General features: G+C 72.3%; 14 protein-coding genes, 1 tRNA gene and 1 pseudogene. 7 read left to right on the top strand and 9 right to left on the bottom strand.

Annotated features, from left to right (window positions below; translation table 11 throughout):
• The 4 genes from ACIREO_RS03920 to ACIREO_RS03935 form a co-directional block, all read right to left on the bottom strand.
• A complete protein-coding gene (locus ACIREO_RS03920; RefSeq protein WP_404104633.1) occupies nucleotides 1–564 on the bottom strand; it encodes a GNAT family N-acetyltransferase in 564 nt (187 codons plus the stop codon).
• A gap of 95 nt (nucleotides 565–659) precedes the next feature.
• Entirely contained in the window at nucleotides 660–3,938 is a 3,279-nt protein-coding gene (locus tag ACIREO_RS03925; protein WP_404104636.1) for a family 78 glycoside hydrolase catalytic domain, read from the bottom strand.
• A gap of 32 nt (nucleotides 3,939–3,970) precedes the next feature.
• Nucleotides 3,971–7,375, bottom strand: a complete 3,405-nt coding sequence (locus tag ACIREO_RS03930) for a glycosyl hydrolase (RefSeq protein WP_404104638.1) — start codon at nucleotides 7,373–7,375, stop codon at nucleotides 3,971–3,973.
• A gap of 35 nt (nucleotides 7,376–7,410) precedes the next feature.
• Nucleotides 7,411–10,020, bottom strand: coding sequence for a beta-L-arabinofuranosidase domain-containing protein (locus ACIREO_RS03935; protein WP_404104640.1), 2,610 nt, complete (start codon nucleotides 10,018–10,020; stop codon nucleotides 7,411–7,413).
• A gap of 381 nt (nucleotides 10,021–10,401) precedes the next feature.
• Between ACIREO_RS03935 and ACIREO_RS03940 the strand changes: the two genes are divergently transcribed.
• The gene (locus tag ACIREO_RS03940; RefSeq protein ID WP_404104643.1) at nucleotides 10,402–13,488 is read left to right on the top strand and encodes a glycosyl hydrolase; all 3,087 of its coding nucleotides are present in this window, start codon (nucleotides 10,402–10,404) and stop codon (nucleotides 13,486–13,488) included.
• Nucleotides 13,489–13,506: 18 nt separating this feature from the next.
• Here ACIREO_RS03940 and ACIREO_RS03945 read toward each other — a convergent pair whose 3' ends face one another.
• Nucleotides 13,507–14,781 carry a phosphoribosyltransferase family protein gene (locus ACIREO_RS03945; protein ID WP_404104646.1) on the bottom strand — a complete coding sequence of 425 codons (1,275 nt, stop codon included), beginning with the start codon at nucleotides 14,779–14,781 and terminating at the stop codon, nucleotides 13,507–13,509.
• 100 nt (nucleotides 14,782–14,881) lie between these two features.
• Between ACIREO_RS03945 and ACIREO_RS03950 the strand changes: the two are divergent.
• Nucleotides 14,882–15,133, top strand: a pseudogene (locus tag ACIREO_RS03950) (NADPH-dependent oxidoreductase); the annotation flags it as partial.
• A 60-nt stretch (nucleotides 15,134–15,193) separates the two neighbouring features.
• Here ACIREO_RS03950 and ACIREO_RS03955 read toward each other — a convergent pair.
• The 3 genes from ACIREO_RS03955 to ACIREO_RS03965 form a co-directional block, all read right to left on the bottom strand.
• On the bottom strand, nucleotides 15,194–16,027 hold the full coding sequence (locus ACIREO_RS03955) for a PIG-L family deacetylase (protein WP_404104648.1): 834 nt from the start codon (nucleotides 16,025–16,027) through the stop codon (nucleotides 15,194–15,196).
• 441 nt (nucleotides 16,028–16,468) lie between these two features.
• The gene (locus tag ACIREO_RS03960) at nucleotides 16,469–16,927 is read right to left on the bottom strand and encodes a type II toxin-antitoxin system VapC family toxin (protein ID WP_404104651.1); all 459 of its coding nucleotides are present in this window, start codon (nucleotides 16,925–16,927) and stop codon (nucleotides 16,469–16,471) included.
• Nucleotides 16,917–17,186 (bottom strand): prevent-host-death protein, encoded by a 270-nt coding sequence (locus tag ACIREO_RS03965; RefSeq protein WP_404104654.1) that lies wholly within the window; start codon nucleotides 17,184–17,186, stop codon nucleotides 16,917–16,919. Before ACIREO_RS03965 ends, ACIREO_RS03960 begins: the two co-directional genes overlap by 11 nt.
• Before the next feature lie 157 nt (nucleotides 17,187–17,343).
• Between ACIREO_RS03965 and ACIREO_RS03970 the strand changes: the two genes are divergently transcribed.
• Nucleotides 17,344–17,490 carry an integrase gene (locus tag ACIREO_RS03970; protein WP_404104656.1) on the top strand — a complete coding sequence of 49 codons (147 nt, stop codon included), beginning with the start codon at nucleotides 17,344–17,346 and terminating at the stop codon, nucleotides 17,488–17,490.
• Nucleotides 17,491–17,692: 202 nt separating this feature from the next.
• Here ACIREO_RS03970 and ACIREO_RS03975 read toward each other — a convergent pair.
• A tRNA-Arg gene (locus tag ACIREO_RS03975) sits at nucleotides 17,693–17,765 on the bottom strand.
• Nucleotides 17,766–18,105: 340 nt separating this feature from the next.
• Between ACIREO_RS03975 and ACIREO_RS03980 the strand changes: the two genes are divergently transcribed.
• The 4 genes from ACIREO_RS03980 to ACIREO_RS03995 all read left to right on the top strand — a co-directional run bounded on the left by ACIREO_RS03980 (nucleotide 18,106) and on the right by ACIREO_RS03995 (nucleotide 24,046).
• Nucleotides 18,106–19,746, top strand: coding sequence for an ATP-binding protein (locus ACIREO_RS03980; RefSeq protein ID WP_404104659.1), 1,641 nt, complete (start codon nucleotides 18,106–18,108; stop codon nucleotides 19,744–19,746).
• The gene (locus ACIREO_RS03985) at nucleotides 19,743–21,749 is read left to right on the top strand and encodes a GTPase (protein WP_404104661.1); all 2,007 of its coding nucleotides are present in this window, start codon (nucleotides 19,743–19,745) and stop codon (nucleotides 21,747–21,749) included. Before ACIREO_RS03980 ends, ACIREO_RS03985 begins: the two co-directional genes overlap by 4 nt.
• Before the next feature lie 153 nt (nucleotides 21,750–21,902).
• Nucleotides 21,903–22,328, top strand: coding sequence for a single-stranded DNA-binding protein (locus ACIREO_RS03990; protein WP_404104663.1), 426 nt, complete (start codon nucleotides 21,903–21,905; stop codon nucleotides 22,326–22,328).
• A 332-nt stretch (nucleotides 22,329–22,660) separates the two neighbouring features.
• Entirely contained in the window at nucleotides 22,661–24,046 is a 1,386-nt protein-coding gene (locus ACIREO_RS03995; RefSeq protein WP_404104665.1) for an LAETG motif-containing sortase-dependent surface protein, read from the top strand.
• The last annotated feature ends 31 nt before the right edge of the window (nucleotides 24,047–24,077 follow it).

Raw genomic sequence — 24,077 nt, forward strand, 5'->3', positions numbered from 1 at the left:
TCACAGATGCGCACCAGGTGTTCCGGCCGGATGGTCCGGTCCGAGGAGGACGACGAGCCCAGCCCTGCCGGGGACCGGCACCGGGACCTGGTGCCAGCCCGCGCGCCGGTAGAAGCGCAGTGTCGCCTCCGCGTGTACGGACGTGAGCAGCCAGCACCGTCCGTCCGGGGCGGCCTCGGTGACAGCGGACAGCAGGGCGGCGCCGAGCCCGGCGCCGCGTGCGCCGGGGGCGACGGCCAGCTCGTCGACCTCCAGGGCCCCGCACAGCCACTCCGTGACGCGCTCGGGCCCGAGCGCCTCGGCGACGTGCCCGTAGCTGCGGTCGGCGGGGAAGACGCCCGGCGTGGCCCACGCGGTGGCGAAGCCGCCCACGGTGTCCCCGTCGAGGGCCAGTGCGGCGGTGAACCCGGGCCGAAGGGCGTCATCGGCGAGCCGCTCGACGTACAGCCCGGCCGCCGAGGGGTCCTCGTTCCACGGCGGCGTCGAGAACGCCTCCGCGTACACCTGCCGGATCCCGTCGGCGTACGCGGGAAGGTCTCCGCCATCGACCAGCTGGACCCGCATGACCGCACCACTCTCCGCCCCTGGACCGTTCCCGAAAGGATAGGACGCCCCCCGGTGTTCCGGAGGGCGTCCCCGCGCCGGGAAGGGATGGCCGGTCAGGACCCGGCGGCCGCACCCGTGTACGCCGACGTGAACGTCCAGTCGCCCGAGCCGACTTCGTACACCGCCTCACCGTTCTCCGTACGCAGCAGCCGTGCGCCGGCCGTGGCGCCGGGGCGTCCGGAGCTGTACGGGACATGGACCTCTGCCGTCGAACCCGCCGGCACGGTCACCCGCAGCCGGTAGCGCTCGCCGTCACGCTGCCAGGACGTCGCTGCCCTGCCGTACGGCGTCGTGTACGACCCCGAGGCGGACGTCAGGTCACCCACGACCGCCGGATCCACCAGCAGCCTGCGGTAGCCCACCGAGCCCTCCGCCTGCTGGATGCCGGCAACCCGGCCGGTGAACCAGGAGTCGATGGCGCCCAGCATGAAGTGGTTCTGCGACTGCCCGGGGCCGCCGTCCCACGTCTCACCGAGCGTGGTGTTGCCCGCGAGCACCTGGTAGCCGTAGCTCGGGCTCGTCGTCTGCGTGGCGATCCTGTGCACCACGTCGTCACGGCCGGATTCCGACAGCACCCGGAAGGCCGCGGGGAGCGAGATCTCACCCAGGACCAGATGGTGGTCCGCGGCCTCGACGCTGCCCACCAGATGGCCGAGCAGCCGCTCCCGCTCGCCCGCCGGATAGGCCCCCATGTCCAGAGCCAGGGCCTCGGCCCCGTGTCCGCCGCCCCCGAAGGTGCCGGACTCCGTGTCGTAGTACGTGTCGGAGAGCGCCTTCACACTGGCGTCCGCCTTCGCCCGGTACCGCGCCGCCGCATCCTCGTCGCCCAGGACGCCGGAGATGTCGCTGAGCGCGTCGACGACCCGCCAGTAGCCGTACGTACCTGCCACCGCGCGCGGGAACGTGCGGTCCGGGGTGATCCAGTCACCGAGGCCGTAGTCGAGGATGCCGTCCTCGACCTGCCCTTCGAGGAACGTGGCGTAGGCCTTCATCTGCGGGTAGTAGTCGGACAGCGTGTCCTTGTCGCCGTACGTCGTGTACATCTGCCACGGGACGAGGACGACCGCGCCGCCCCAGTTGGAGTCGTTGCGGTAACCGCCCGGAAGGCTCGTGTACTCCGGGACCGTGCTCGGGACCAGGCCGTCCTCGGTCTGCGCGTCACCCATGTCCCGCAGGATCTTGCGCAGATGAGCCTGCATGTCGTAGTTGCCGGCCAGGGCGGGGAACACCAGCTGGGCCTGCTCCATCCAGCCGAGCTTCTCCCGGCTGGGGCAGTCGGTGAGCACGCTCATCATGTTGCCTTCGACCGCCCGTCGGATGAGCGAGTGGATGCCGTTGATCAGCTCGTCGGAGCTGGTGAAGTCCCCGGCCGAGGCGTTGTCCGTACGGAGGACCTTGCCGCGCACCGAGACGGTCGCTCCCTCGGGCAGACCTCTCAACTCCAGGTAGCGGAAGCCGTGGTAGCTGAAGGACGGGTGCCAGGTCTCCGACGTGGAGCCGCCCGTCGTGTAGCTGTCCCACAGGGGGCCGCCCACATTGCTGATCGACTGGAAGGCGTGGCCGTCCTTCAGCGACTCGGAGGGATAGATCCGCACCGTGGTGCCCTTCGGTGCCCGCACCGTGATCTCGGGCCAGCCGGCGATGTTGCGGCCCAGGTCGAAGACCCGGCTCCCCGCCGCGCCCTCGACCTCCTTGCCCTTCAGCGTCTCGACCACCCGGACCGGCTCGGTCTCCCGCGCGCTGAGGACGGCGGGCCGCTCCGGGGTGCCGGGGGCCGCCACCTCGGCGGCGCTCTCCCATCCCGCGCGCGACCCGCGTGGGTCGTCCCGGTGCGGGATCTCGCGGCGGGCGTCGTAGTCCTCGCCGCCGTACCAGTTGGACGACGTCGTCGCGCCGAGCGTGGTGCGCCAGTCGTCGCCGCTGCGGACCGTGCGCACCGAACCGTCGGCCAGGGTGATCTCCAGCCGGGCGATCAGCTTCGGGTCGCTGATGTTCCCGTACAGCTTGCGATAGCGGTCGGCGGTGGAGACCACGTTCGCCATGCCGTTCCCGAGGGCCACCGCGAGCGTGTTGGCGCCCTTGCCGAGCTGCTTCGTCACGTCGTACGTGGCGTACTGCACCCGGTCCCGGTAGTCGGTGTTCGCCGGTTCGAGCACGGCGTCACCGACCGGCTTCCCGTTGAGCGTCGTCTCGTGGACGCCGAGCCCGGACACGTACAGCCGGGCGCTGCGCGCCTTCTGCTCCAGCGCGAAGTCCTTCGCGAACACCGGGAGTCCGGCGGGGAGATAGGGCTCCGGCGGGCGCTGCCCGGTCACCTCGGCGATCCGGGAGAAGCCCGAGTCGGGGGCGTCCGACGCGGAGACGGTGTAGTCGACCGGGAAGCCCGGCACCTTGCCGTCCTCGGTGAGGACGTCGGCGCGCGGGTACAGGGCCACCTCGTCGAACGTCTTCGCGGACTTCATGTCGAGGGTGAGCACGACGGGTTGTCCGGAGACATCGGGACCGGTGTGCGCCGCGCTCGCGTACCCGGCGGCGGTCTGGAGGGCGCTGTTGGGCAGCCCGTCCACGGCGAGGGCCGGCTCCCACGTCTTGCGGACGGTGTTCGTCTCGGATGCCGTGACCGCCGAGCCCTCCGCAAGACCGGTGGCGCCCGTCGCCGAGTCCCGTACGTCGATCTCGCCGAGCTGGACGCGCCACGCCTGCTCCGGGAAGGTGTCGGCGAGCGGCAGCCCGAGCTTCGTCACGTCCAGCCGGACGTAACGCGCGGTGGTGCGCGGGACCTTCACCACCACCGGCTCGACGGTGCGCCCGCTCAGCGCCCAGTCCTGGTGGGTGATCCAGTCGGCGCCCTCCCAGTCCCGCTGCTGTGTCAGCCCCGTCTCGAAGACGGCCGCCTCGCTCCAGCCGGAGTCGCGCCCGGAGCCGCCGGACCAGAGCATCACCCGCCAGTGGACACGGGTGCGCGACCCGAGCTTCTTCCCGGCGTACGTCGCCTCCGGCACGGCGGAGGCGACCTTGCCGGAGTCCCACAGGTCGGCCCGCCCCCGCCGCAGCCTGTCCAGCGAGGTGGCCGCCTGGATCCGGTAGCCGGACTGGACGGTGGACCGTGCGCGGGCGGTGGTGCGCCAGCTCAGCGACGGGGTCGTGTCGTCGATGCCGAGCGCCTGGGAGAGGTGCTGGGTGCGCAGCCCGGTCGCCGAGAGGGCCGACGGGGCGACCGCGTCGGCGGTGACTGCCGTCGGCAGGACGGTCACCAGGGCGGTGAGCCCACTGGCGGCCAGCAGCGCGGGGCGGCGCCGGGCGCGGGAGGGGAGAGGTCTGGATCTGGGCACGCGGGTGCTCCTTGCACAAGGGGAGAGGAGGATCAGACGCGGCGGAGCGCGGCCGTCGCACGGCGGTACGGGTGGAGCGCGACCGGGCCGAGGAGCCCGGACGGGATGGGCTTGTTCCGCTCGTTGGACAGGGTGTTGGAGACCTTCACGGAGAGCGTGTTGCGCCCCGGCCGCAGCAGCTCGGTGACGTCGGCGGTGTAGGGGCTCCACAGCAGCGGCGGCAGTTCGGTGCCGTTGAGCGTGACCGCGGCGACCTCCCGTACGGCCCCGAGGGCGAGCCGGAACCCCCGGTCCCGCAGCGCAGCCCGGCCCAGGGTGAACGCGGTGGAGTACGTGCCGCTGCCGGAGAACAGCGGTTCCAGGTCCGTCCAGCTGCCGAGCGGCCGTGTCACCGGCTCGGCGCCCTCACGGGCCAGCAGCAGCGTCCACTCGCCGTCCAGCGGGACCGGGGTGAGCGGATCGGTGACCACGACGGTGCCGCGGTAGCTGTGCGTACCGTCGGTGCCCGCCACCGCGTACCGGCCGGGTGCGTCGGCGACCGCCGTGACCCGCAGCTCGCGGCCGTGCCGGGTGACGGCCTCGACGGGGAGCGCCGCATCGGTGAGGTGAGGGCCGGACCGGGCGCCGTGGCGCAGTACGACGGCCTGGGTCTCGTACGGCGCGAGGCGCAGGGGCACCCGTACGCCGGCATCGGCCTTCCCCCGCCGGTCCGCGCGGTACACGGGTGCCGGGCGGGCGGTCCCGGTGGCCGGGTCCCAGAGCTCCGGCACCCCGGCGGCAGGCAGCGCGGCCACCGTCTCGACCGTCTCGCCGCTCTCGTTGTTGATGAGGAAGGCGGTGTCCTTGCCGCGCACGGTGCGCAGGACCCGCAGGGCGGGCGCGGCCGGTTCCAGCACGGCGGCGGCCACCCCGGCGGCGTGTGTGGCGGCCCGCAGCCCTTCGGTGTCCGCCACGCGCACGGCCTCGCCCTTCCCGGAGCTGCGACGCCCCGGCACGCTGTCGCCGAACAGACCGCCGAACGCCCGCTGCAGGGAGCGGTCCTCGCCGTTCGCGTCCTCCAGAGGCAGCTCGCCCACGGCGACGACGGTGCCGCCGGCGCGGACGAACTCGGCGAGCTTCCGCACGGTCGCGGCGTCGATGGCGGGGGTCACGGGGAGGACGGCCAGGTCGTAGTGTGCCGCGCCGACCACCAGCCGGCCGTCGCGCACCGACCCGTGCGCCAGCAGCCCGCGGTCACCCGAGAGCGCCCCCTCGTGCACGAGGTCGAAGTCCACCTGGGCCTGCTCCAACGCCCCGGCGGCGGCGTTGAACGCCCCGTCGACCTCACCCTGCCGTTCGGTGCCCGTGAACTGCTCGGCCGCCCGCTGCGGCTGCACGAGCGCGGTGCGGGCCGCCGACGTCCCCCGGGCGAGCTCCATCACCCGGCCGATCCAGTCGGAGATCGGCTCCATCGCCCACCACCACGGCGAACGCGGCCCGAACGGCGGCGGGAAGAACACCCGGGTCTCGTCCGTCCACAGCGCGTGCAGCGCGGTGAGGTTGATGCCCCGGGTGGCGTGCGCGCCCAGCAGGGCGCGTACGAAGTCGGGGGCGACGGCCCAGCCCATGTTGCCGAAGGCCTCCATCAGGACCCGCTCGCGGCCCATCTGATGGCCGGAGGAGGCCGGGTTGCGGGGCGTCATGGTCGAACCGCCGGCCTCGTACTCGGCGGTGATGACGTCCCCGCCGGGGATCTGCGCCCACTGGTTGACCTTGTGCAGGTCCCCGGTCGACCAGATGCGCTTGGAGGGCGAGGTCTCGTCGTACAGCGGATTGGTGATCAGGACGGTCTTCCGCTTCTCGTACCAGCGGGCCTGCTTCTCGAACGCGGCGGCGAAGCGGTCGGACACCGCCTGCCAGAAGCGGCCGCGCTCGATCCGGCCGCTACGGCCCAGGTCGTCGAAGGCACAGGCGTACGCGAGACCCGGTTCGGTGCCCACGGCACGCAGGGCGTCCTCCAGCGCGGGCGACCACGGCAGCCGCCTGAAGTGGGCCTCGGCGGAGGCGAAGAACGGCTCGTCGTCCCAGAAGCCGGGAATGACGGTGCCGAAGTACCTGGCGAAGCGGCGGTGGTACTCGCCCGGCACGATGTCCAGCAGCAGCTCGACCGGCTCGTCGGCGAGCAGATCGACGTAACTGCGGCTGTAGCCCTGGCTGTCGTCGACGAGCGGTGACCCGCCGAAGAGGTCGATCTGCCAGCGGCCCGCCGGGACCTGCCAGCCGTCGCCCGCACGCAGCTCGGACGTCAGCTCGGTCAGCGAGGTGGTGCCGGTGGCGCCGACCGGACGGGCGACCGCCGCGACGGGCTCACCCGCGACGGACGGGCGGACCGGGAAGTCGCCGGGCGAGGAGGGGTCGGTGAAGTCCTGCTCGTACAGGGAGGCGCCCGACGCGTCGGTGACGGCGAGGCTGTCCCACAGCGAGCGCTGGGTGCCGGTGGCGCGGACCCCGGCGCTGCCCGTGTCGTACGCGGAGTCCGTCACGGTGCCCTTGTCCTTGCCGTCGAGGGTGACGGAGAGCGCGGACCCGGACGCCTTCACCACGAGGGTGTGGAACTTCGTGCTGTTGAAGCCGTCGGTGCGTGTGGTCCTGGCGAGTTCGGTGGCCTCCCCGCCGGTCAGCCGGGACACGGTGACCACACCGGTCCGGTCGAATTCGACGACGTAACCGTCCGAACCGTCCGCGTTCGCGCGTACGACGAGGGCGGCGGAGGAGGAATGATCGCCCTTTACGCTCGCGGTGACCGTGACGTCGGTCCAGCCGGCGCCGGCCCGCAGCACGGCGGAACCGCCGAGCACGTCCGCGTCGGCCACCAGGTGGCCGGTGTCCGTGCCGACGCCGGTGGTGCTGAGGAGATCCGCGCGGACAGGGCCCTCGACGACGGTGGTGGAGCGCCACAGGGCCTTGAGCCGCAGGTCGGGGCGGGGCTCGTAGGTGCGTGAGCCGACCGTGCCGCCCTTGACGATGTACTCGCCGGCCCGGCCGCTGGGGAAGTGGTCGTCGTTGAAGATCCAGACCCGCATACCGGTGCGTTCCGCGACCCGCAGGACGTGCCCGACGATGTCGAACCAGCCCTCGGTGAAGAACTCGGGCTGCATCTCGGCGTTGTCGAAGGGGAAGACGATCACCTCGAACATCCCCTTGGAACGGAGATCGGCGAGCTGGGTGTCGACCAGTTCGGTGGTGACCGTGCCGTTCCAGTACCAGTAGACGGCGGGGCGGCTGTCGCGCGGCGGGTCGGTGAAGCGCGCGGGGGAGTAGCCGGAGGCGGCCGGGGCCGCCGTGGGGGACTGCCCCGGCGCGGCCGACGCGGTGCCGGGCGTGCCGACGGCCAGGGCTGTGCCTGCCGCCCCGGCCGCGGCCACGAACGTACGTCTGGACAGCGGGAGTTCAGGCATGCGGGTGCTCCAGGTAGGTGCGGGGGAACAGGGATTCAGAGGGCGGCGACCTGCGCCGCCGTCAGGGCCCGGTTGTGCAGCCGGAAGTCGGCGACCGCGCCGTGCAGGGCCGGGTGCGTGGAGTTCTGCGAACGGCCCAGGTAGTTGCGGGTGGAGGCGCCGAGGAGCAGCGGACTCTGGGTCATAGCCGCGTTGCGGCCGGCCTCGGCCCCGTCGACGTACAGCACCGCGGTGCCTGCGCCGATGGTCAGCGCGACGTGGATCCAGCGGCCGGTGGGCAGGGGGCCCGCCGCGTCGACGACGTCCTCGCCCTCCATGCCGGAGATCTTCAGCGCGGCGCGTGCCCTGCCCGCCCCGGTGCGCGGGGTGAGGAAGAGGTACGTGGCCTTGTGGTAGCCGAGATCGAAGACCCGGGCCGAGTCGGCGAGGCTGTCCAGACGGACGCGGACGCTCACGGTGAGCGCGTCGAGTCCGGACGGCACGGACCCTGGCAGGACGACATGGCCGCCGGTGCCGTCCAGCGCGACGGCGTGGCGGCCGTCCGGGCCCCCGCCGGTCCAGGACGCCCCGTCCGCGAGCCGCGCGGGCGGGAAGGAGCCGGTCCGGTCGGCGGACGTGGTGCCCGCGCCCTCGTCCAGGGTGTGACGCACCACCTCGCGCGGACGGGACGGGCGGGGCGCGACGGCCCAGTACACCGAGTAGTTCTGGTGATGGACGCGGTGGAAGGGCAGCAGACGCAGCCGCTGCCCGTCGGCGAGCGCGGTGAACTCCCCGGCCCGGCCGGCCGGCCCGGTGGCCGGCCGCAGCGAGCCGGGCCGTACGAGCGGAACGGTCGCCGGCTCGGCGTCACCGTGGGCACCCGCCAGCACATGGGGCCCGTAGGAGACCGACTGGACCTGCGGGTTGTCGGGGGCGGGACGCCAGACGGGTTCGCGCGGCAGGTGGAGCTCCACCGTGTCTCCGCGCTTCCAGGTGCGGCGGATCGTGAAGTAGGTGCCCGGCTCGGCCGGATCCCCGCCCACCGGGCGCCCGTTGACACGCACGGAGGCCGTCCGGCCCTTTCCGTCGGCCAGCCAGCCCGGTATCCGCAGCCGCAGCGCGAATCTGCCGCCGCCCTCGGTGACGGTGAGCCGGGTGAGGTCGCCGGCCGGATCGGGTGTGGACTGGCGCAGCGTCACGTCCTGTTCGCGCCAGTGGACCTCGGAGGGGATGTAGAGGTTGACGTACAGCTCGTCACCGCTGCCGCCGCCCTCTGCCGACCGGAAGTAGACGGAGTCGGCGAACTTCGTGTGGGTCTCCAGGCCCGTGCCGTGGTCGCAGGAGAAGTTGTCGTAGTCCCCGCTGTAACTGCCGGGTGCGGATCCGAGTCCGCCCTTGGGCTGTCTGCGCGACCCCGCCCACAGGCCCGTGTAGTACGTGACGAAGCCGTGCGCGGAGTCCGGGTCCTGCTCGGCGAGGAGCTGGTTGACCAGCGTCCACTCGTAGTGGTCCATGTAGGCGGCCGTCTCCGGGTCCTGCAGGAACAGCTGCCGCCCGAGCTTCAGCATGTTGTAGCTGTTGCAGTTCTCGCAGGTGTCCTCCGACAGCCTGCTGACGATCTCGCCCGGCGGCCCGAAGAGCTCCTGGTTGGAGTTGCCGCCGATGGCGTACGAGTGGGCGTCGACGACGGTCTTCCAGAAGTAGGTGGCGATGTCGCGGTAGCGGCGCTCCCCGGTCGCCTCGTAACTCCGGGCCGCCCCGACGATCTTGGCGATCTCGGTGTTGGCGTGCCGCCCCGCCAGCTCGTCCCGGCCGGCGGCCAGCGGCCCGTACAGCTCCTCGTGGTCGAAGCGCCGGGCCGTCACCAGGTGGGCCGGGTCGCCGGTCGCCAGGAAGAGGTTGGTCAGCACCTCGTTCATGCCGCCGAACTCGACCTTCAGGACCGTCTGCATCCGGTCGTACGGGAGGGCCCCGGTCCGGCCGTCGATCCAGCGGGCCATGGCGCGCACCACGTCCAGGGCCTGGGTGTCACCGCAGAGGAGGTACTGGTCGAGCAGCCCCGCCATCACCTTGTGCAGCGTGTAGTACGGGGCCCACGGCTTCCCGCCCGCTTCGAGCTGGTCGAAGGTCTCCTCGGGGAAGGCGGAGAGGTACCCCGGCCGGTATCCGGCGGTGGGCGCCGCCGCCTGGCACTCGGCGAGCGCGGCCACGATGTGACGGGCCTTGACGGCGTAGGCCTCCTCGCCGGTATGGGCATGGGCCTGGGCCAGGGCGGACAGCAGATGGCCGGTGGTGTGCCCGCGCAGCTGGACGTCGGGCGCCTCCCAGCCTCCGCAGGGCTCGGCGTCCGAGGCGATCCCCACGGTGAGGCGGAAGGTGTGCAGCAGCCGGTCCGGATCGACGAAGAGCAGATAGGCGCAGGTCCGCCGCATGTTGTCGCGGAACGGGCTGTCCAGCAGGCGGACGTCGCCCAGGGGCAGCGGGGCGAGTGCCGGGGGGACGGCCGCCGCGCCGGCCGCCGCCGTGGGCGGTGCCGCCCCGGACGCGGCCGTCGCGGTGCCGCCGGTCAGCGCAAGGGCCGCCGTGGTCGCCGCTGTCGCGGTCAGCACCTGGCGGCGGGAAGGGATCGGCGGGCGGTACGGATGCGGGGGAGGCGAGGCAGTCAAGGACCGGGCTCCTTCCAGCGGGGAACGGCCGTCGGAAGCCGAGGGCCGGTCGGCTGCGAACGAAGCAGCCCCAAGGGTGAGTTGAAACGTTTTACGGCGTCCGGTGGCAAGCTAGGTGCTGTTGTGGCGAGCGTCAAGACTTCACGCCGGAAGTGGCCGGCCGGGCGTCAGGCGCTGGTTTGCCCCTCTATCCGCGCACTGTTGGGTGCTCGTGCGTCTGCGCCGGGGGTGCTGGCGGAGGGAGACATCGTGCACACCTCTTGTGGTAGCCGCAGTGGTCACATATGTTCCAGCTCAGGATATTGAATCGTTAAAACATGTAGGTGTGTCCTGCGTGGGTGACATGCGTGCGGGCACGGGCGAACCAGGCGGGGTGGCGAGATGCAGCAGAGACCGGGCCGCGGCGAAACGGCCGGCAACGAGCCGGCGGCGGAGGGCGGGGCGGACGGCGGAACAGGCCCGGGGACCAGCCTCCGTCGGCGGGCCGTCCTCAGGATGGCCGCGGCGGCGGGTGCGCTCGCCGCACTGCCCCTCTCCGGAGGCGCGGCGGTCGCCGCACCCGCGTCGCCCGCCGCCGGCCCCGCCGTCAGGGGCGCCTTCGCCCGCCGCTTCGCCGCCCCCGCCGCCCCCGTGCGCCCCAAGTTCCGCTGGTGGTGGCCGGATGCCCTCGTCGACGCCGACGAGATCGAGCGCGAGATCGACCAGATCGCGGCAGCCGGATTCGGCGGGGTCGAGATCGCCGCCGTCACCCACAGCCTCTCCGAACCCATCGATCCCGTGCGTCACGGCTGGGGCACCCGCGCCTGGACCGACGCCGTCGAGACCGCCCTCGGGCGGGCCCGTAAGCGCGGCATCGTCGTCGACCTCACCCTCGGTCCGGCCTGGCCCGCCGCCGTCCCCGGGATCACGCCCGACAGCCCGGGCGCCGCCAAGGAACTCGCCCACGGCGTCACGGTCCTCCCCGCCGGCACCGCGCTCTCCGGGCCGCTGCCCGAGCCCGTCACTGCCCCGAGCTCCGGTGTCACCGCCCGGGCGCTCCACCGCGTCCAGGCCGCCCGGGTCACCGCCGGCACCTCGCCCACCGCCACCCCCGTACAGCTCGACCTCGGCACCGTCACCGATCTCACGGCCCGTGTGCCGGCCGCCGGGACCCTGGAGTGGACGGCCCCCGACGACGGCACCTGGCTCGTCATCGCCTGCTGGGAGCGAGGCTCCGGCCAGCGCCCCGAGGGCCCCGCGCACACCGACCCGCTCAGCTACGTCGTCGACCACTTCGGCGCGGCGGGCACCCGCGCGGTCATCGACCACTGGGAGGAGCACATCCTCACCTCCCGCATGCGCGCGCTGCTGCGGGAGAACGGCGGCGCGCTCTTCGAGGACTCCATCGAGATGGAGACCGACGCCACGCTCTGGACCCCGCGCATCGAGGCCGAGTTCGAACGCCGCATGGGCTACGCCCTCTCCCCGTATCTCCCCGCGCTCCTCCAGACGAAGGAGAAGTACGTCTTCGCCTTCGACGCCGTCACCGACAAGGCGATCCGGCGGGACTTCATGGAGGTCGTCACCGAGCTGTACGTCGAGAACCACCTGCGGCCGGTGCAGAAATGGGCCCACAGCCTCGGGCTCCAACTGCGCATCCAGCCCTACGGACTCCAGACCGACGCCATGTACAAGGCGGCCCTCCTCGACATCTCCGAGGGCGAGTCGCTCGGCTTCAAGAACCTCGACGACTTCCGCACCCTGGCCGGCGGCCGGGACATGGGCGGCAAGCTCATCCTCTCCAACGAGGCCGGCGGCACCGCCGGCGGCGCCTACGCCACCACCTGGGACGCCACACTCAAGAAGCTCGTCACCCAGTACGCCGCCGGCGTCAACCAGGCCGTCTTCCACGGCTTCGCGTACGCCTCCGCACCCGGTGCCGCCTGGCCCGGCTTCGCCGCCTTCTCCCCGTACAACGGCGGCACGGGCTACGGCGAGGCCTGGGGCCCGCGGCAGCCCACCTGGGGCCACTTCCCCGACATCGCCGGGTACTTGAGCCGCACCCAGCACGTGCTGCAGACCGGAGTCAACAAGGTCGACGTCGGCGTCCTCCGGCAGAAGGGCTACGCCGGTTCCGGGCTCGGCGCGTCCTGGTTCACCGCCGACGGGATCCCCGTGGGCTGGACCCACCTCTTCCTCAGCCCGCGCCTGCTCGACCTCCCGAACGCCGTCGTGAAGAACGGCAGGCTCGCCCCCGAAGGGCCCGCCTACAAGGCGCTGCTCGTCGACGGCGACGTCATGATCGGACGCGAACACACCCTCCAGGCCGACGTCGCCGAGAAGCTCATCGGCTACGCCCGCAAGGGCCTGCCGGTCATCGTCATCGGCGACTGGAGCGACGGCCACGTGCCGGGCATGCCCCGCACCGGCGACAACGAGAGGCTCATCGCCCTGATCCGCGAACTCCTCGCGCTGCCCACCGTGAGCAACGTCCCCGACCGTCCCGACGTCCCGCAGGGCATCGCCGCCCTCGGACTCACCCGCGACGTCGAGTACGCCGAGTCCTCGATGCTGCTCCACAACCACCGGGCCGACACCGACGCCGACTACTACTTCTTCGCCAACGACGCCGTCAGCAGGAAGAATTCGACCGGCACCCGCATCAGCCACGACGTCACCCTCACCACCCGCCACCGCGACGCCGTCCCCTACCGCCTCGACGCGTGGACCGGCACCATCGAGCCGCTCGCGTTGTACACCCGGCTCCCCGACGGGCGACTGCGGCTCCGCATCACCCTCGAACCCGGCGCGACCACGATCATCGCGACCGCCCGCCCCGGCCGCTGGGCCACCGGCCCGGCCCCGAAGTGGCACGCCACCGGGTCCGAAGCGGCCGAGGTGCGCCGCGCCGGGAACGGCGGGATCGAGATCCGGGACACCCGCCCGGGGACGTACGCGACGACGCTCGGCGACGGCCGTACGCTCCGGGCGCGCATCGGGGACGTACCCGAACCGGTTCCGCTGACCCGCTGGACGCTGACGGCCGAGGACTGGACGCCCGGCGCCACCTCCTCCACCACCAGCAGGACCCGCCGCACGGTCGAGATCGACGGGCTCGTCCCCTGGACGGAGATCCCGGAGCTCGCCGACTCCTCCGGCATCGGCCGCTACCGCTCCACCGTCCGCCTCGGCCGGCCATGGACCGGCGGCCACGGCGCGACGCTGGAGCTGGGCGAGGTCTTCGACACCTACCGGGTCACCGTCAACGGGCGCCATCTGCCGCCCGCGGACCAGGTGACCACCACCGTCGACGTAGGTCCGTATCTGCGCGCCGGCACCAACACGATCGAGGTGGAGGTCGCCACGACCCTCCTCAACCGGCTGCGGGTGTCGAACGCCCCCGTCTTCGGTGTGGCGCAGCGGCAGAAGTACGGCCTGGTCGGGCCGGTGCGGCTGGTGCCGTACGGGAAGGCGGTGGTCCGCCCCTGATACAGGGCGACCGGGGCGTCAGCCGGCCGGCCGCACCAGATGCGTGGTGAACCAGTCCCGGGCCAGGTCCGCGACCCGGTCCAGGGCGCCCGGCTCCTCGAACAGGTGCGTGGCGCCCGGGACGATCTCCAGCCGGTTCTCGCAGTGCAGTGCCGCCTGTGCCTGCTGGTTGAGGCCGATCACCGTGGTGTCGTCGCCGCCCACGATGAGCAGGGTGGGCGCGCGTACCGTCGACAGACCGGCTCCGGCCAGATCGGGGCGCCCGCCACGGGAGACCACGGCGCCGACACCCGAGTCGGCCGCGGCGGCGGCCCGCAGCGCCGCTGCCGCGCCCGTGCTCGCTCCGAAGGAGCCGACCGGGAGTGAGACCCGGCGCCTCAGCCAGCCGGTGGTGTCCGCCAGCCGACCGGCCAGCAGCCCGATGTCGAAGACATTGGCCCGGTCGGTCTCCTCCCCGGGCGTGAGCAGGTCGAAGAGCAGGGTGCCCAGGCCTGCACGGTTGAGCGCCCCGGCCACGGCGCGGTTGCGCGGGCTGTGGCGGCTGCTGCCCGAACCGTGGGCGAACACCACCACCGCCCCCGCGTCCCTGGGCAGCGTGAGATCCCCGGGGAGTGTGACCCCGCCCGCGTCGATCTCGACCTCCTCGGCCGTGGCGACACCTCCCGAAGCGCGCGCCAGCAGTGAGACGACCTCCTCGTCGGAGGTCTGGGAGAAGTCCCGGTACCACTCACCCACGGCTGAGAAGAGGTCCGGTGTGGAGAGACAGACGATTTCGTCGACGTCCTCGCGGAGCCTGGCGGCGACATCCGGTGACGCGACCGGCACGGCCAGTACGACATGGGCGGCACCCTGTGCCCGCACCACCCGGCAGGCCGCCCTCGCGGTCGCCCCGGTGGCGACCCCGTCGTCCACCACGACCACCGCGCGCCCCTTCAGCGGCAGACGGGGCCGGCCCTCCCGGTACGCGTGCGCCCGACGCAGGAGCTCCGCCTCCTCGGCGTGCTCCACGGCCTCGAGGTCCTTCTCCCGGACCCCGGCGTGGCGGACGATCTCGTCGCTGATGACTTTCACCCCGCCCTCGCCGATGGCGCCGAACCCCAGCTCCGGGTGGTACGGCACCCCGAGTTTGCGGACCACGATCACATCGAGCGGGGCGCCGAGAGCCTGCGCCACCTCGTACGCCACCGGGACCCCGCCGCGCGGCAGCCCCAGGACGACGGGATCGCGCCGCTCCAGGTGCCGCAGTGCCGCGGCGAGCTGCCGCCCGGCATCCGTACGGTCGGTGAACAGCACGGGGGTCACCTCCAACCGAGGGAAGAGCGGGACACACGCGCCCCCACCTTCGAAGGAACCGCATTCGCGGCGGTCGGGCAAGTCGGGGGCGGTCGGTGACATGGCCTTCGTCAGTCACGGCGGGGCGGCGGGCGGCCGGCATGCGGTGCTGCACCTGGAGAACGTGCTGACCGAACTGCACGCCGTGACGATCCGGGACGGCCTCGCCTTCCCGAACTGCTTCACGGCATGGGAGGGCGGCCGCCCCCTCGACCCCGGGGCCCCCGGGTACGCCAAGACGCTGCTCGAGCAACTGGCGTGGTGGGCGGGCGCCCTCCGGTCGGCGCGCGAGGCGAATCCCTATCCGGCGTGACTCCGCTCGGTCACGCCGTGCGGCCGGTGAGCTTCTCCGGGCCCCGGCCGGACGGGCGGATCAGCGCAGTCCGGCGAAGAGGTCGTTCTCGGGCACAGCCGCGCCGGAGGCGTCCTTGACCCGTACGAAGGTCTCCATGCCCATCAGCTCGCCGAACTTCTCCTGGCCCATCTTGAGGAAGAAGATGTTGTCGCCCTGACTGGCGTGCGCGGCCAGCGCGTCGAACTTCTGGCCGCTGAACGCGGTGGTGTCCACCCATGTGGTGATCTCGTCGTCGGGGAGGCCGATCTCGGCCATCGCGGCGGCCTCGGCGGGATCCGGCTCCGGCATGTCCGGGTGGAACTCGCGCATGATCTCGCCGAACCGCCGCATCCCCGAGCGGGGCATCGTCGTCCAGTACACCTTCGGCGTCAGCTCGGTCAGCTCAAGAGCCGCCATCGTGATGCGGTGGGCCTGGATGTGGTCGGGGTGGCCGTAGAAGCCGTTCTCGTCATAGGTGACGACCACGTCGGGCCGGTAGTGCCGCATGAGTTCCGCGAGTCGGGCGGCGCCCTTCTCCACAGGGGTCTGCCAGAAGGATCCGGGGGCGTCGTTGCTCGGCCAGCCCATCATTCCGGAGTCGGCGTAGTCCAGCATCTCCAGATCGCTGACCTTCAGGACGGCGCAGCTCGACTCGAGTTCCTGACGGCGCATCAAGGTGACGGCTGCCGGATCGTGTCCCGGATCGCCGGGCTTGACACCGCCCGGTCCGTCGCCGCAACCGCCGTCGGTACAGGTCACGAGGACCGTGCGGATGCCTTCCGCCGCGTACCGCGCGAGGACGCCTCCGGTGCTGGTGGCCTCGTCGTCGGGGTGGGCGTGTACTGCCATGAGCGTCAAGGGCCGGTCAGTCATGAAGCATTCCTCCTACGGAAATATGTCTTACGGGGTGCGCGGCGGGCGCACCGCGATCCTGGGGCCGGGCCCCGCGCGGCGGACGACCTGTGGTCTCCGTGTTTCCCGCTCGTGCGGTGCCGGTCCCTCGGTCGGTGCAACCGTGCCGGCCGCACCGGCTGTTCCCGGCGCGGCCGTGTTGACCGGGGAACGCCACGACCTGTCCACCGTGGTCACCCGGAGAAACCCGGTGGCAGCCGGACGCCGGCGGACTGTCCCCGCCGTGACCTGGGGACGGTCCGGCGCTCACGCCTTCGCTACGCCGCCTTCGCCACGGTGCTTTGACCTGCTTGCATGCCGTTCGCGAACGAAAGCCGTCAGGGCGCTTGCTGTCACTTCATGCGCGCATTGGCTGGGAACTGCCCGGCTCATCATGGGCCGAGGGGGCACGCGTGAGCGGTGCTACCGGTCGTGCAGGATCGCGGGCCGGGTTACGGGCACGATGGTGATCAAATCGTCGAGGCCCTTGAAGTCGTCGGGGTTGGTGGTGAAGAGGGGAAGCTCCTCGGCGGCTGCGGTGGCGGCGATCATCAGGTCGGCCACACGGCGACGGGGTTTGCGGCCTGCGGAGACGACAGCGGCGCAGATCCTGCCGTAGATACGGGCCGCCTCCACATCAAAGGGGATCGGGTCGAATTCGTTCTCTGCGCGCTGCAGGACGTCCATGCGGCGGGCCCGCTCGGCGTGTTCGTCGTAGTCGCTCTGCTCGTCGCTGCCGCGTACCTGGTGGGGGCCGGCGGAGAGTTCCGCGAGTGTGATGGCGCTGATGGCCATCTCGGCAGGCAACTCGTCGGCGTCGATCCACTTGCGCAGGATCATGATGTCGGTATCGAGCAGTCCCTGCTCGTGCTCAACGGGCATAGGGGTCGTCCAGCTCCTGCTCGACGGCGGCGTCCTGGTCGTCGCGGTAGGCGTCCGGTGAGATGTCAGCGGCGGTGCGTGACATGGCTGCGAACTCGGCACGGGGAACGAACCGGCGACGGCGGCGGAGCGGGATCAGCTCGCCGAGACGGTGTCCGTCGCGGGTGACGGTGAACGCCTGTCCTCCCTGGACGGCATCCATGATCTCTTTGGAACGGATGCGCAGATCGCGCTGAGTGATCTCCGGCTGCGCTGTCATGCTGTCCACGATAGTCGGAGGTGTGCTACCTGGTGCTGCATCGTGTTCGGGCATGGATTCGCCGACGGGGCCGTTGCAGTCGGGGAGCGAGGTCCGTCTGTGCCCACGACCGCGACCAGGTGAAGGCGCTTGCTCCTGGAGCGTTGTGCATCCGGACATGAAAGAGCCCCTCACGGAGTGGGCGGGGAACAGCGTGCCGGTCCTGCCTGCCGTCCATGCCCGCTGCGTGTCCGGTCAGCTCTCCGGACTCAAGAAGCGGATGGAGGCCGGGGAAGGCCTCCCCGAACTGCCCGACCAGGGCTGATGGGGGCGCAGAAAACTTCTCCGTGCATTCTCCGTGGCCACCCGTGGAAACCCGGTGACAGCCGGACAGCGCCGGACCGTCGCTCATAGCCACCCGGGGCCGGTCCGGCGCTTACGCGCCCGCTACGGGCCACTCTCTAGTGTGCGTCTGACCAGCAAAAAGGCCCTCCGGGTCGGAGGGCCTCAAAGTGGTGCGCGCTGTGCGCCCCCGGCAGGACTCGAACCTGCGGCCAAGCGCTTAGAAGGCGCCTGCTCTATCCACTGAGCTACGGGGGCCGGGTGTCGGCCTGGTGTCCCGGAAGGCGCTGGTTCAAGCCATCCGTGACCTTGCGGGGACAAGGATAGGGCTCAGTTCACCCTGTCCCCGTTGCTTCACCTGCGTGGCACGATGTGGAGGTTCAGTGAAGCGAACCGATAATCGCAGGTAGGTGCGATTCATGCATCGCTTTTCGCGCCTCGCGCCCCGGGTGTTGTGCACTCGTTATGCCTGCGCCCCACTCGTCCCCTCTGTCCCCCGGCTGTCCCCCGGCTGTCCCCTGGGGTGGATTCGCCGCGCAGAGGGGCCTATACGCTTCAAAAAGGCGTCAAAATTGGGCATTCTTCACATGTGGTAACCATGGATGTACGGCCCCAGCTCATCGACGCACTTTCCGCCCTGCGCGACCGTGTCGCTGCCGTGCGTCTTCCACTTCCGCTGCCGGGGGCTCCACGCGCCCGGCAGACGCGGACCGAACTGCTCGCCCAGCTCGACGACTACCTCGTACCCCGGCTCAAGGATCCCGAGGCACCTCTGCTCGCGGTGATCGGGGGATCCACCGGAGCGGGCAAGTCGACACTCGTCAACTCGCTGGTGGGCTGCCGGGTCAGTGAGGCCGGTGTGCTGCGCCCGACCACGCGGACCCCCGTTCTCGTCTGCCACCCGGACGACCACCACTGGTTCGCGGGGGTGCGGGTGCTCCCGCAGCTGACCCGGGTGTGGCTGCCCCCGGGGCAGGTCCCCGACCCGGACGGGCTCGACCACCTCGGGGCCGAGGGTGGCGACGACACCGTGCTGCGTGTGGAGACCGCTGCGACCCTGCCCCGGGGACTCGCGCTCCTGGACGCCCCCGATATCGACTCCCTCGTCGTACGGAACCGGGTCCTGGCCGCCGAACTCATCTGCGCTGCCGACGTGTGGGTCATGGTGACCACCGCGTCCCGGTACGCGGACGCCGTGCCGTGGCATCTGCTGCGCACCGCAAAGGAGTACGACGCCTCCCTGGTCACGGTCCTCGACCGGGTGCCGCACCAGGTGATCGCCGAGGTGTCCCGGCAGTACGCCGCGCTGCTCACCCGGGCCGGCCTGGGCGAGGTGCCCCGCTTCACGATTCCGGAGCTTCCCGAGTCAGCGGGTGGCGGCAGCGGGTTGCTGCCCACCACCGCCGTCGCGCCCCTGCGTGCCTGGCTCACCCACCGGGCGCAGGATCCGGCGGCCCGTCAGCAGGCCGTGGGGCGTACGGCGTCCGGGGTCATCGACTCGCTCGACGTGAGGATGCCCGAGCTGGCCGGGGCCGTCGCAGCGCAGTACGCCGCGGCCGTGCGGCTGACCGGCGTCGTCGAGGAGGCGTACGGGAAGGAGCTGTCGCGGGTGCGACGGCGGCTCCGCGACGGCGCGGTGCTCGCCGGCGGCGCCCGCACCCGGTGGCGCGGATATCCGCTCTACAGCACCGCCGGGGAGCTGCTGGACGCACTCGTGGAAAGCCTGGTGGCCCTGCTCCAGTGCGCCGTGGCGGCCTCCGACGAGCAGATCCGTACGACCTGGCAGCGGGAGCCCGCCGCCGGGATCTTCCGCTTCGAGGACGCCGGCCGGGAGGCCGGCGGGTGGGGGCCGGCCGAGGACATCCAGGGCCGGATCGGCATGGCCGTACGGCGCTGGCGGCGGGTCCTGGAGGAACTGGCCGAGGAGGAGGCGCGGCTGCTCGAACGCAATGCCGCGCCCGACGCCGAGACGGTGGCCGCACTGCTCGCCGCGGCCCTCCTCGGCGGGCGCCGCGCCAGGGGGGCGGGGGAACAGCTCGCCGAACGGATCGGCGCCCAGGGGGCGCTGCGCCTCCGCGACAAGGGCGGGGCGCTGCTCACCGACTGCCTGGACCGGGTCATGCACGGTGAGCGCGACCGGCGGCTCGCCCCGCTGGACGCGCTCGACGTCGCTCCCGAGCCGCAGTCCGAACTCATCGCCGCGCTGTCCGTACTGCAGAAGGAGAGGTGGCAGCGATGACTGCCGTCACTGACCAGGGCCGGGATCACGGGCAGGGTCCGGAGCACGAGGACGCGAAGGACGCCGACGGGGGCGACGGCCGGCGCTGGGACGACGGCCTCATTGCGCGCCGGGCCGCCGAGGCGGCGAAGGAGAGCGCGGAGGCCGAGCCGACACCCCAGGACGACGACCCGGACCCCCAGGTCGAGGCGTACGGACTGCCCGGCGGCCCGCTGCGGCCCCGGCTGGACGCGCTGCGTGAACTGGTCGGACTCTCCCGCGCCCGGCTCGAGGGGGACACCCTCGCCGAGGCGGGCCGGGTGCTCGACGAGGCGTCGGCCCGGCAGCGGCTCTCCTCCCGGCACACGGTCGTCGCTGTCGCGGGGGCCACCGGCAGCGGGAAGTCGACCCTCTTCAACGCGCTCGCGGGCGTTCAGATCTCCGACACCGGGCTGCGCAGGCCCACGACCTCGGCCCCGATCGCCTGTAGCTGGACCGACGGCGCCGCCGGACTGCTCGACCGGCTGGCCATCCCCGGCAGGCTCCGGCGCAGGCCTGTGCAGGGCGGCACGGCCACCGACGAGGCGCTGCAGGGGCTCGTCCTGGTGGACCTGCCCGACCACGACTCCGCGGCGACCGGCCACCGGGACCAGGTGGACCGGGTGCTGGCCCTGGTAGACGCGGTGATCTGGGTCGTCGACCCGGAGAAGTACGCCGACGCCGCACTGCACGAACGCTATCTGCGGCCTCTCGCCGGGCACGCCGAGATCTCCTTCGTCGTGCTCAACCAGATCGACCGGCTCCCAGGCGAGGCCGCCGACCTGGTCCTCGACGATCTGCGCCGGCTGCTCGACGAGGACGGCATGGCTGTGGGGGAGCACGGTGAGCCGGGCGCCACGGTCATGCCCCTGTCCGCGCTCACCGGGGCAGGGGTGGCGGACCTGCGCGAGCTGCTCGGCACGTTCGTCCAGGCCCGTACGGCGGCGGCACGCAGGCTCTCCGCCGACGTGGACGCGGCCGCCGCGCGGCTCCGGCCGGTGTACGTCGCCGAGGGACGGCCCGGTCTCGGCGAGCGGGCCCGCGAGGAGTTCACCGACCGGCTCGCGGAAGCCGTCGGCGCGGCGGCGGCCGGGCAGGCGGCGGAGCGGGAGTGGCGGAGGAACGCGGGGCGGGCCTGCGGGACGCCCTGGCTGCGGCTGTGGCGCTGGTACGAGTCCACCCGGCAGCTGGGCGGCGGCCTGGAGCTGATGGCGCAGGTGCTCGCACCGCCGGAGGAGGAGCTCACCGCCCGGCAGCGGGTGGAGCAGGCCGTGCGGAAGCTGGCGGACGACGCGGTGGACGGGCTGCCCACGCCGTGGGCGCAGGCCGTGCGCGAGACGGCGGTGACCGGGGCGAAGGGGCTGCCGGAGGCGCTGGACGAGCTGTCGCGGAACGCGCAGGCGGCGGGAGGCGGGGGGCGGGGCCGTGGGGGCAACGGGGACGCGAGGTCCGCTTCCGTGGGTTCGGGCGTACAGGGTTCGGGTGAAACGGGTACGGCGGCGGGTCGGGGGAAGCGCGGTTCGGGTTCCGGTTCCGCTCCCGCTCCCGCTTCCGGGTCCGGGTCCGCGGACAGGGGAGCCGTGCCGGCCGCCGGGGCCCTGGGCGGCCGTGGCGCCAGGCCGCCCCGCCCGGCGTGGTGGCCCGCGGCGGTGCTCGCACAGGCCTCGATGACGCTGCTCCAGATCTTCGGCGGACTGTGGCTGCTCGGCCAGATCGTGGGCGTGCTCGAACCCGGCCTGCTCACCCCGGCCCTGCTCATGCTGGCCGGAGTGGTCGGCGGGCCGCTCGTCGAGTGGTCGTGCGCGGCCGCGGCACGGGGGCCCGCGCGCCGGTACGGGCAGGAGGCGGAGAGGCGGCTCCGCGAGGCCGCGGCCGGATGCGGCAGGGTCAGGGTCCTCGACCCGGTGGCGGCGGAACTGGCGCGCTACCGCGAGGTGCGGGAACGGTATGTGGCGGTGACGGAGTTGTCCACAACCGGCGGGTAATCCACAGCCTCCGCGGGATTCCCGCTTTCGGTCCAGCATGGTTCGCAGCGGTCGGACAGACGCACCGGATCGCACGTCATCGCACCGCACCGGTGCAGGGCGGACAGCGGGACGGAAAGCGGACGGAATGCGGCAGGAATCGGGGGAGCGGAAATGAACGAGACGTTGGTGACGCTGGTGGGAAACGCCGCGACAGCGGTGGACTTCCGGGAGGCGGCCACAGGGCCGACGGCGCGATTCCGTTTGGCGGTGACGCCCCGGCGGTGGGACCGGGAGCAGCAGGCCTGGACGGACGGCCGCACCAGTTTCTACACGGTGTGGGCGCGGCGGACGCTGGCGGCCAATCTGTCCGGGTCGGTCTCGGTCGGGGAGCCGCTCGTCGTGCACGGCCGTCTGAAGGTGCGTGAGGAGGAGCGCGACGGGGTGTGGAAGACCTCCGTGGACATCGAGGCACAGGCGGTGGGACACGATCTGACCAGGGGGACGGCGGCGTTCCGGCGGGTGGCCAGAGCGGACCCCGCACTGACGGCGCCTACTCATCGTCAGAACCCGGCCACGGAAATGGCATCGGTGTCCTGAAGGGGAGGGGGCGCGCCGAACAGGGCTATAACGATTATGAGTCGGAATGCTTATCTGACGGCATGACGGGGGAATCCCCTTCGCTCGCTCCTTACGATTCCCCAGTACTCATGCGGCACTTGAGTTTGCTGGCGGGACACCTCCCACACGCGCATCAAGCGTGAAGGTCCCGCCCGGAGGGGAATTCTGTGTTTTCTGTGTCTTCAGCATCCACTTCGTCGTCGTCGGCGGCGACGGAGGGCTCCATAGGGAGCCGGAGCGGGAGCAGGCGTCACGGCCAGGGGCCTGCCGGTGCGGGGCGGGGCCGCGGCCTCGTCAGAGGGGCGGCCGCGATGCTGGTCACCGGGCTGGTGGCTGCGGGAACCCTCGTCGGCGCCACGGCGGCTACGGCGACGACGGACGAGACGGGTCAGCACCAGGGCGGGGCGACCGCAGTGCTCGACGGGCTGAAGACGTATGACAGCGCCGTGCTCCACACCGACGGCGAGGCCGGCGAGGCGGGCACGACGCAGGAGCTTCCCGCCGGGCTGTTCGAGCTGGGCGTCGACGGCGGCGGACAGCTGAAGACGTACTGCATCGACATCCACAACCCCACCCAGGACCGGGCGAAGTACCTGGAGACCCCCTGGGACCAGACCTCGCTCGGCGGCAACGAGAACGCGGGCAAGATCCGCTGGATCCTGCAGCACTCCTACCCGCAGGTCGACGACCTCGCGGAGCTCGCCGACGAGGCCGGCACCGGGCCGCTCACCGCGAAGACGGCGGCCGCGGGCACCCAGGTCGCGATCTGGCGCTTCTCGGACAAGGCCGATGTCGAGGCCAAGGACGGGCACGCGGAGAAGCTGGCCGACTGGCTCGAGCGGACGGCGCAGAGCGTCGAGGAGCCCAAGGCCTCCGTGGCACTGGAGCCCGCCGCGGTCTCCGGCAAGGCCGGTGAGCGGGTCGGCCCGGTCACCGTGCGCACGGACGCGGGCCAGGTCTCGGTGACCCCGCCCGCCGACGCCGCCGCGAGCGGGGTCGAGGTCACCGACAAGGACGGCAAGCCGGTCACCGAGGCGGCCGACGGCACCGGCCTCTACTTCGACATCCCCGAGGACGCCGCGGACAGCTCCGCCTCGCTGACCGTCCAGGCCACCACGTCGGTGCCCGTCGGCCGGGTCTTCGCCGGGCTGACCAAGAGCCAGACCATGATCCTCGCCGGCTCCAGCGAGTCCACGGTCACCGCGACGGCGAGCGCCACCTGGGCCGAGAAGGGCGCGGTCCCCGCGCTCACCGCGCAGAAGAACTGCGCCAAGGGCGGCGTGGACATCACGGCGAGCAACAAGGGCGACGAGGCGTTCACCTTCGAGCTGGCCGGCACCGAGCACACCATCGCGGCGGGCGAGACCCGCACGGTGACGATCCCGGTCGCCGAGGACCAGGCGTACGACTTCACGATCACCGGCCCCGGCGGCTTCAGCAAGAACTTCAAGGGCGTCCTGGACTGCGAGACCGCGGGCGCCCCCGTCCCGGGTGACGACATCACCACCCAGAGCGGCTCCGAGCCCGTGCCCGCCCAGACCGGCACCAGCTCCACCGGCGCCGAGGGCGACCTCGCCGAGACCGGCGGCTCCAGCGCCACCCCGGTCATCGCGGGTGTCGCCATCGCCCTCGTCGTCCTCGGCGGCGGCGCGGTCTTCTTCCTCCGGCGGAAGAAGCCGCAGGACAGCGGTGAGTGACCGAGCGCTGAGTGACCGAGCGGTGAGTCAC

Source organism: Streptomyces sp. NPDC102441, from assembly GCF_044765585.1.
Classification (GTDB): domain Bacteria; phylum Actinomycetota; class Actinomycetes; order Streptomycetales; family Streptomycetaceae; genus Streptomyces.

Excerpts from the sequence above, each read along its gene's own strand:
- ACIREO_RS03920 (WP_404104633.1), bottom strand. The coding sequence starts at position 564 with ATGCGGGTCCAGCTGGTCGATGGCGGAGACCTTCCCGCGTACGCCGAC.
- ACIREO_RS03930 (WP_404104638.1), bottom strand. The coding sequence starts at position 7,375 with ATGCCTGAACTCCCGCTGTCCAGACGTACGTTCGTGGCCGCGGCCGGG.
- ACIREO_RS03940 (WP_404104643.1), top strand. The coding sequence starts at position 10,402 with ATGCAGCAGAGACCGGGCCGCGGCGAAACGGCCGGCAACGAGCCGGCG.
- ACIREO_RS03955 (WP_404104648.1), bottom strand. The coding sequence starts at position 16,027 with ATGACTGACCGGCCCTTGACGCTCATGGCAGTACACGCCCACCCCGAC.
- ACIREO_RS03960 (WP_404104651.1), bottom strand. The coding sequence starts at position 16,927 with ATGCCCGTTGAGCACGAGCAGGGACTGCTCGATACCGACATCATGATC.
- ACIREO_RS03965 (WP_404104654.1), bottom strand. The coding sequence starts at position 17,186 with ATGACAGCGCAGCCGGAGATCACTCAGCGCGATCTGCGCATCCGTTCC.
- ACIREO_RS03970 (WP_404104656.1), top strand. The coding sequence starts at position 17,344 with ATGAAAGAGCCCCTCACGGAGTGGGCGGGGAACAGCGTGCCGGTCCTG.
- ACIREO_RS03980 (WP_404104659.1), top strand. The coding sequence starts at position 18,106 with ATGGATGTACGGCCCCAGCTCATCGACGCACTTTCCGCCCTGCGCGAC.
- ACIREO_RS03985 (WP_404104661.1), top strand. The coding sequence starts at position 19,743 with ATGACTGCCGTCACTGACCAGGGCCGGGATCACGGGCAGGGTCCGGAG.
- ACIREO_RS03990 (WP_404104663.1), top strand. The coding sequence starts at position 21,903 with ATGAACGAGACGTTGGTGACGCTGGTGGGAAACGCCGCGACAGCGGTG.
- ACIREO_RS03995 (WP_404104665.1), top strand. The coding sequence starts at position 22,661 with ATGCTGGTCACCGGGCTGGTGGCTGCGGGAACCCTCGTCGGCGCCACG.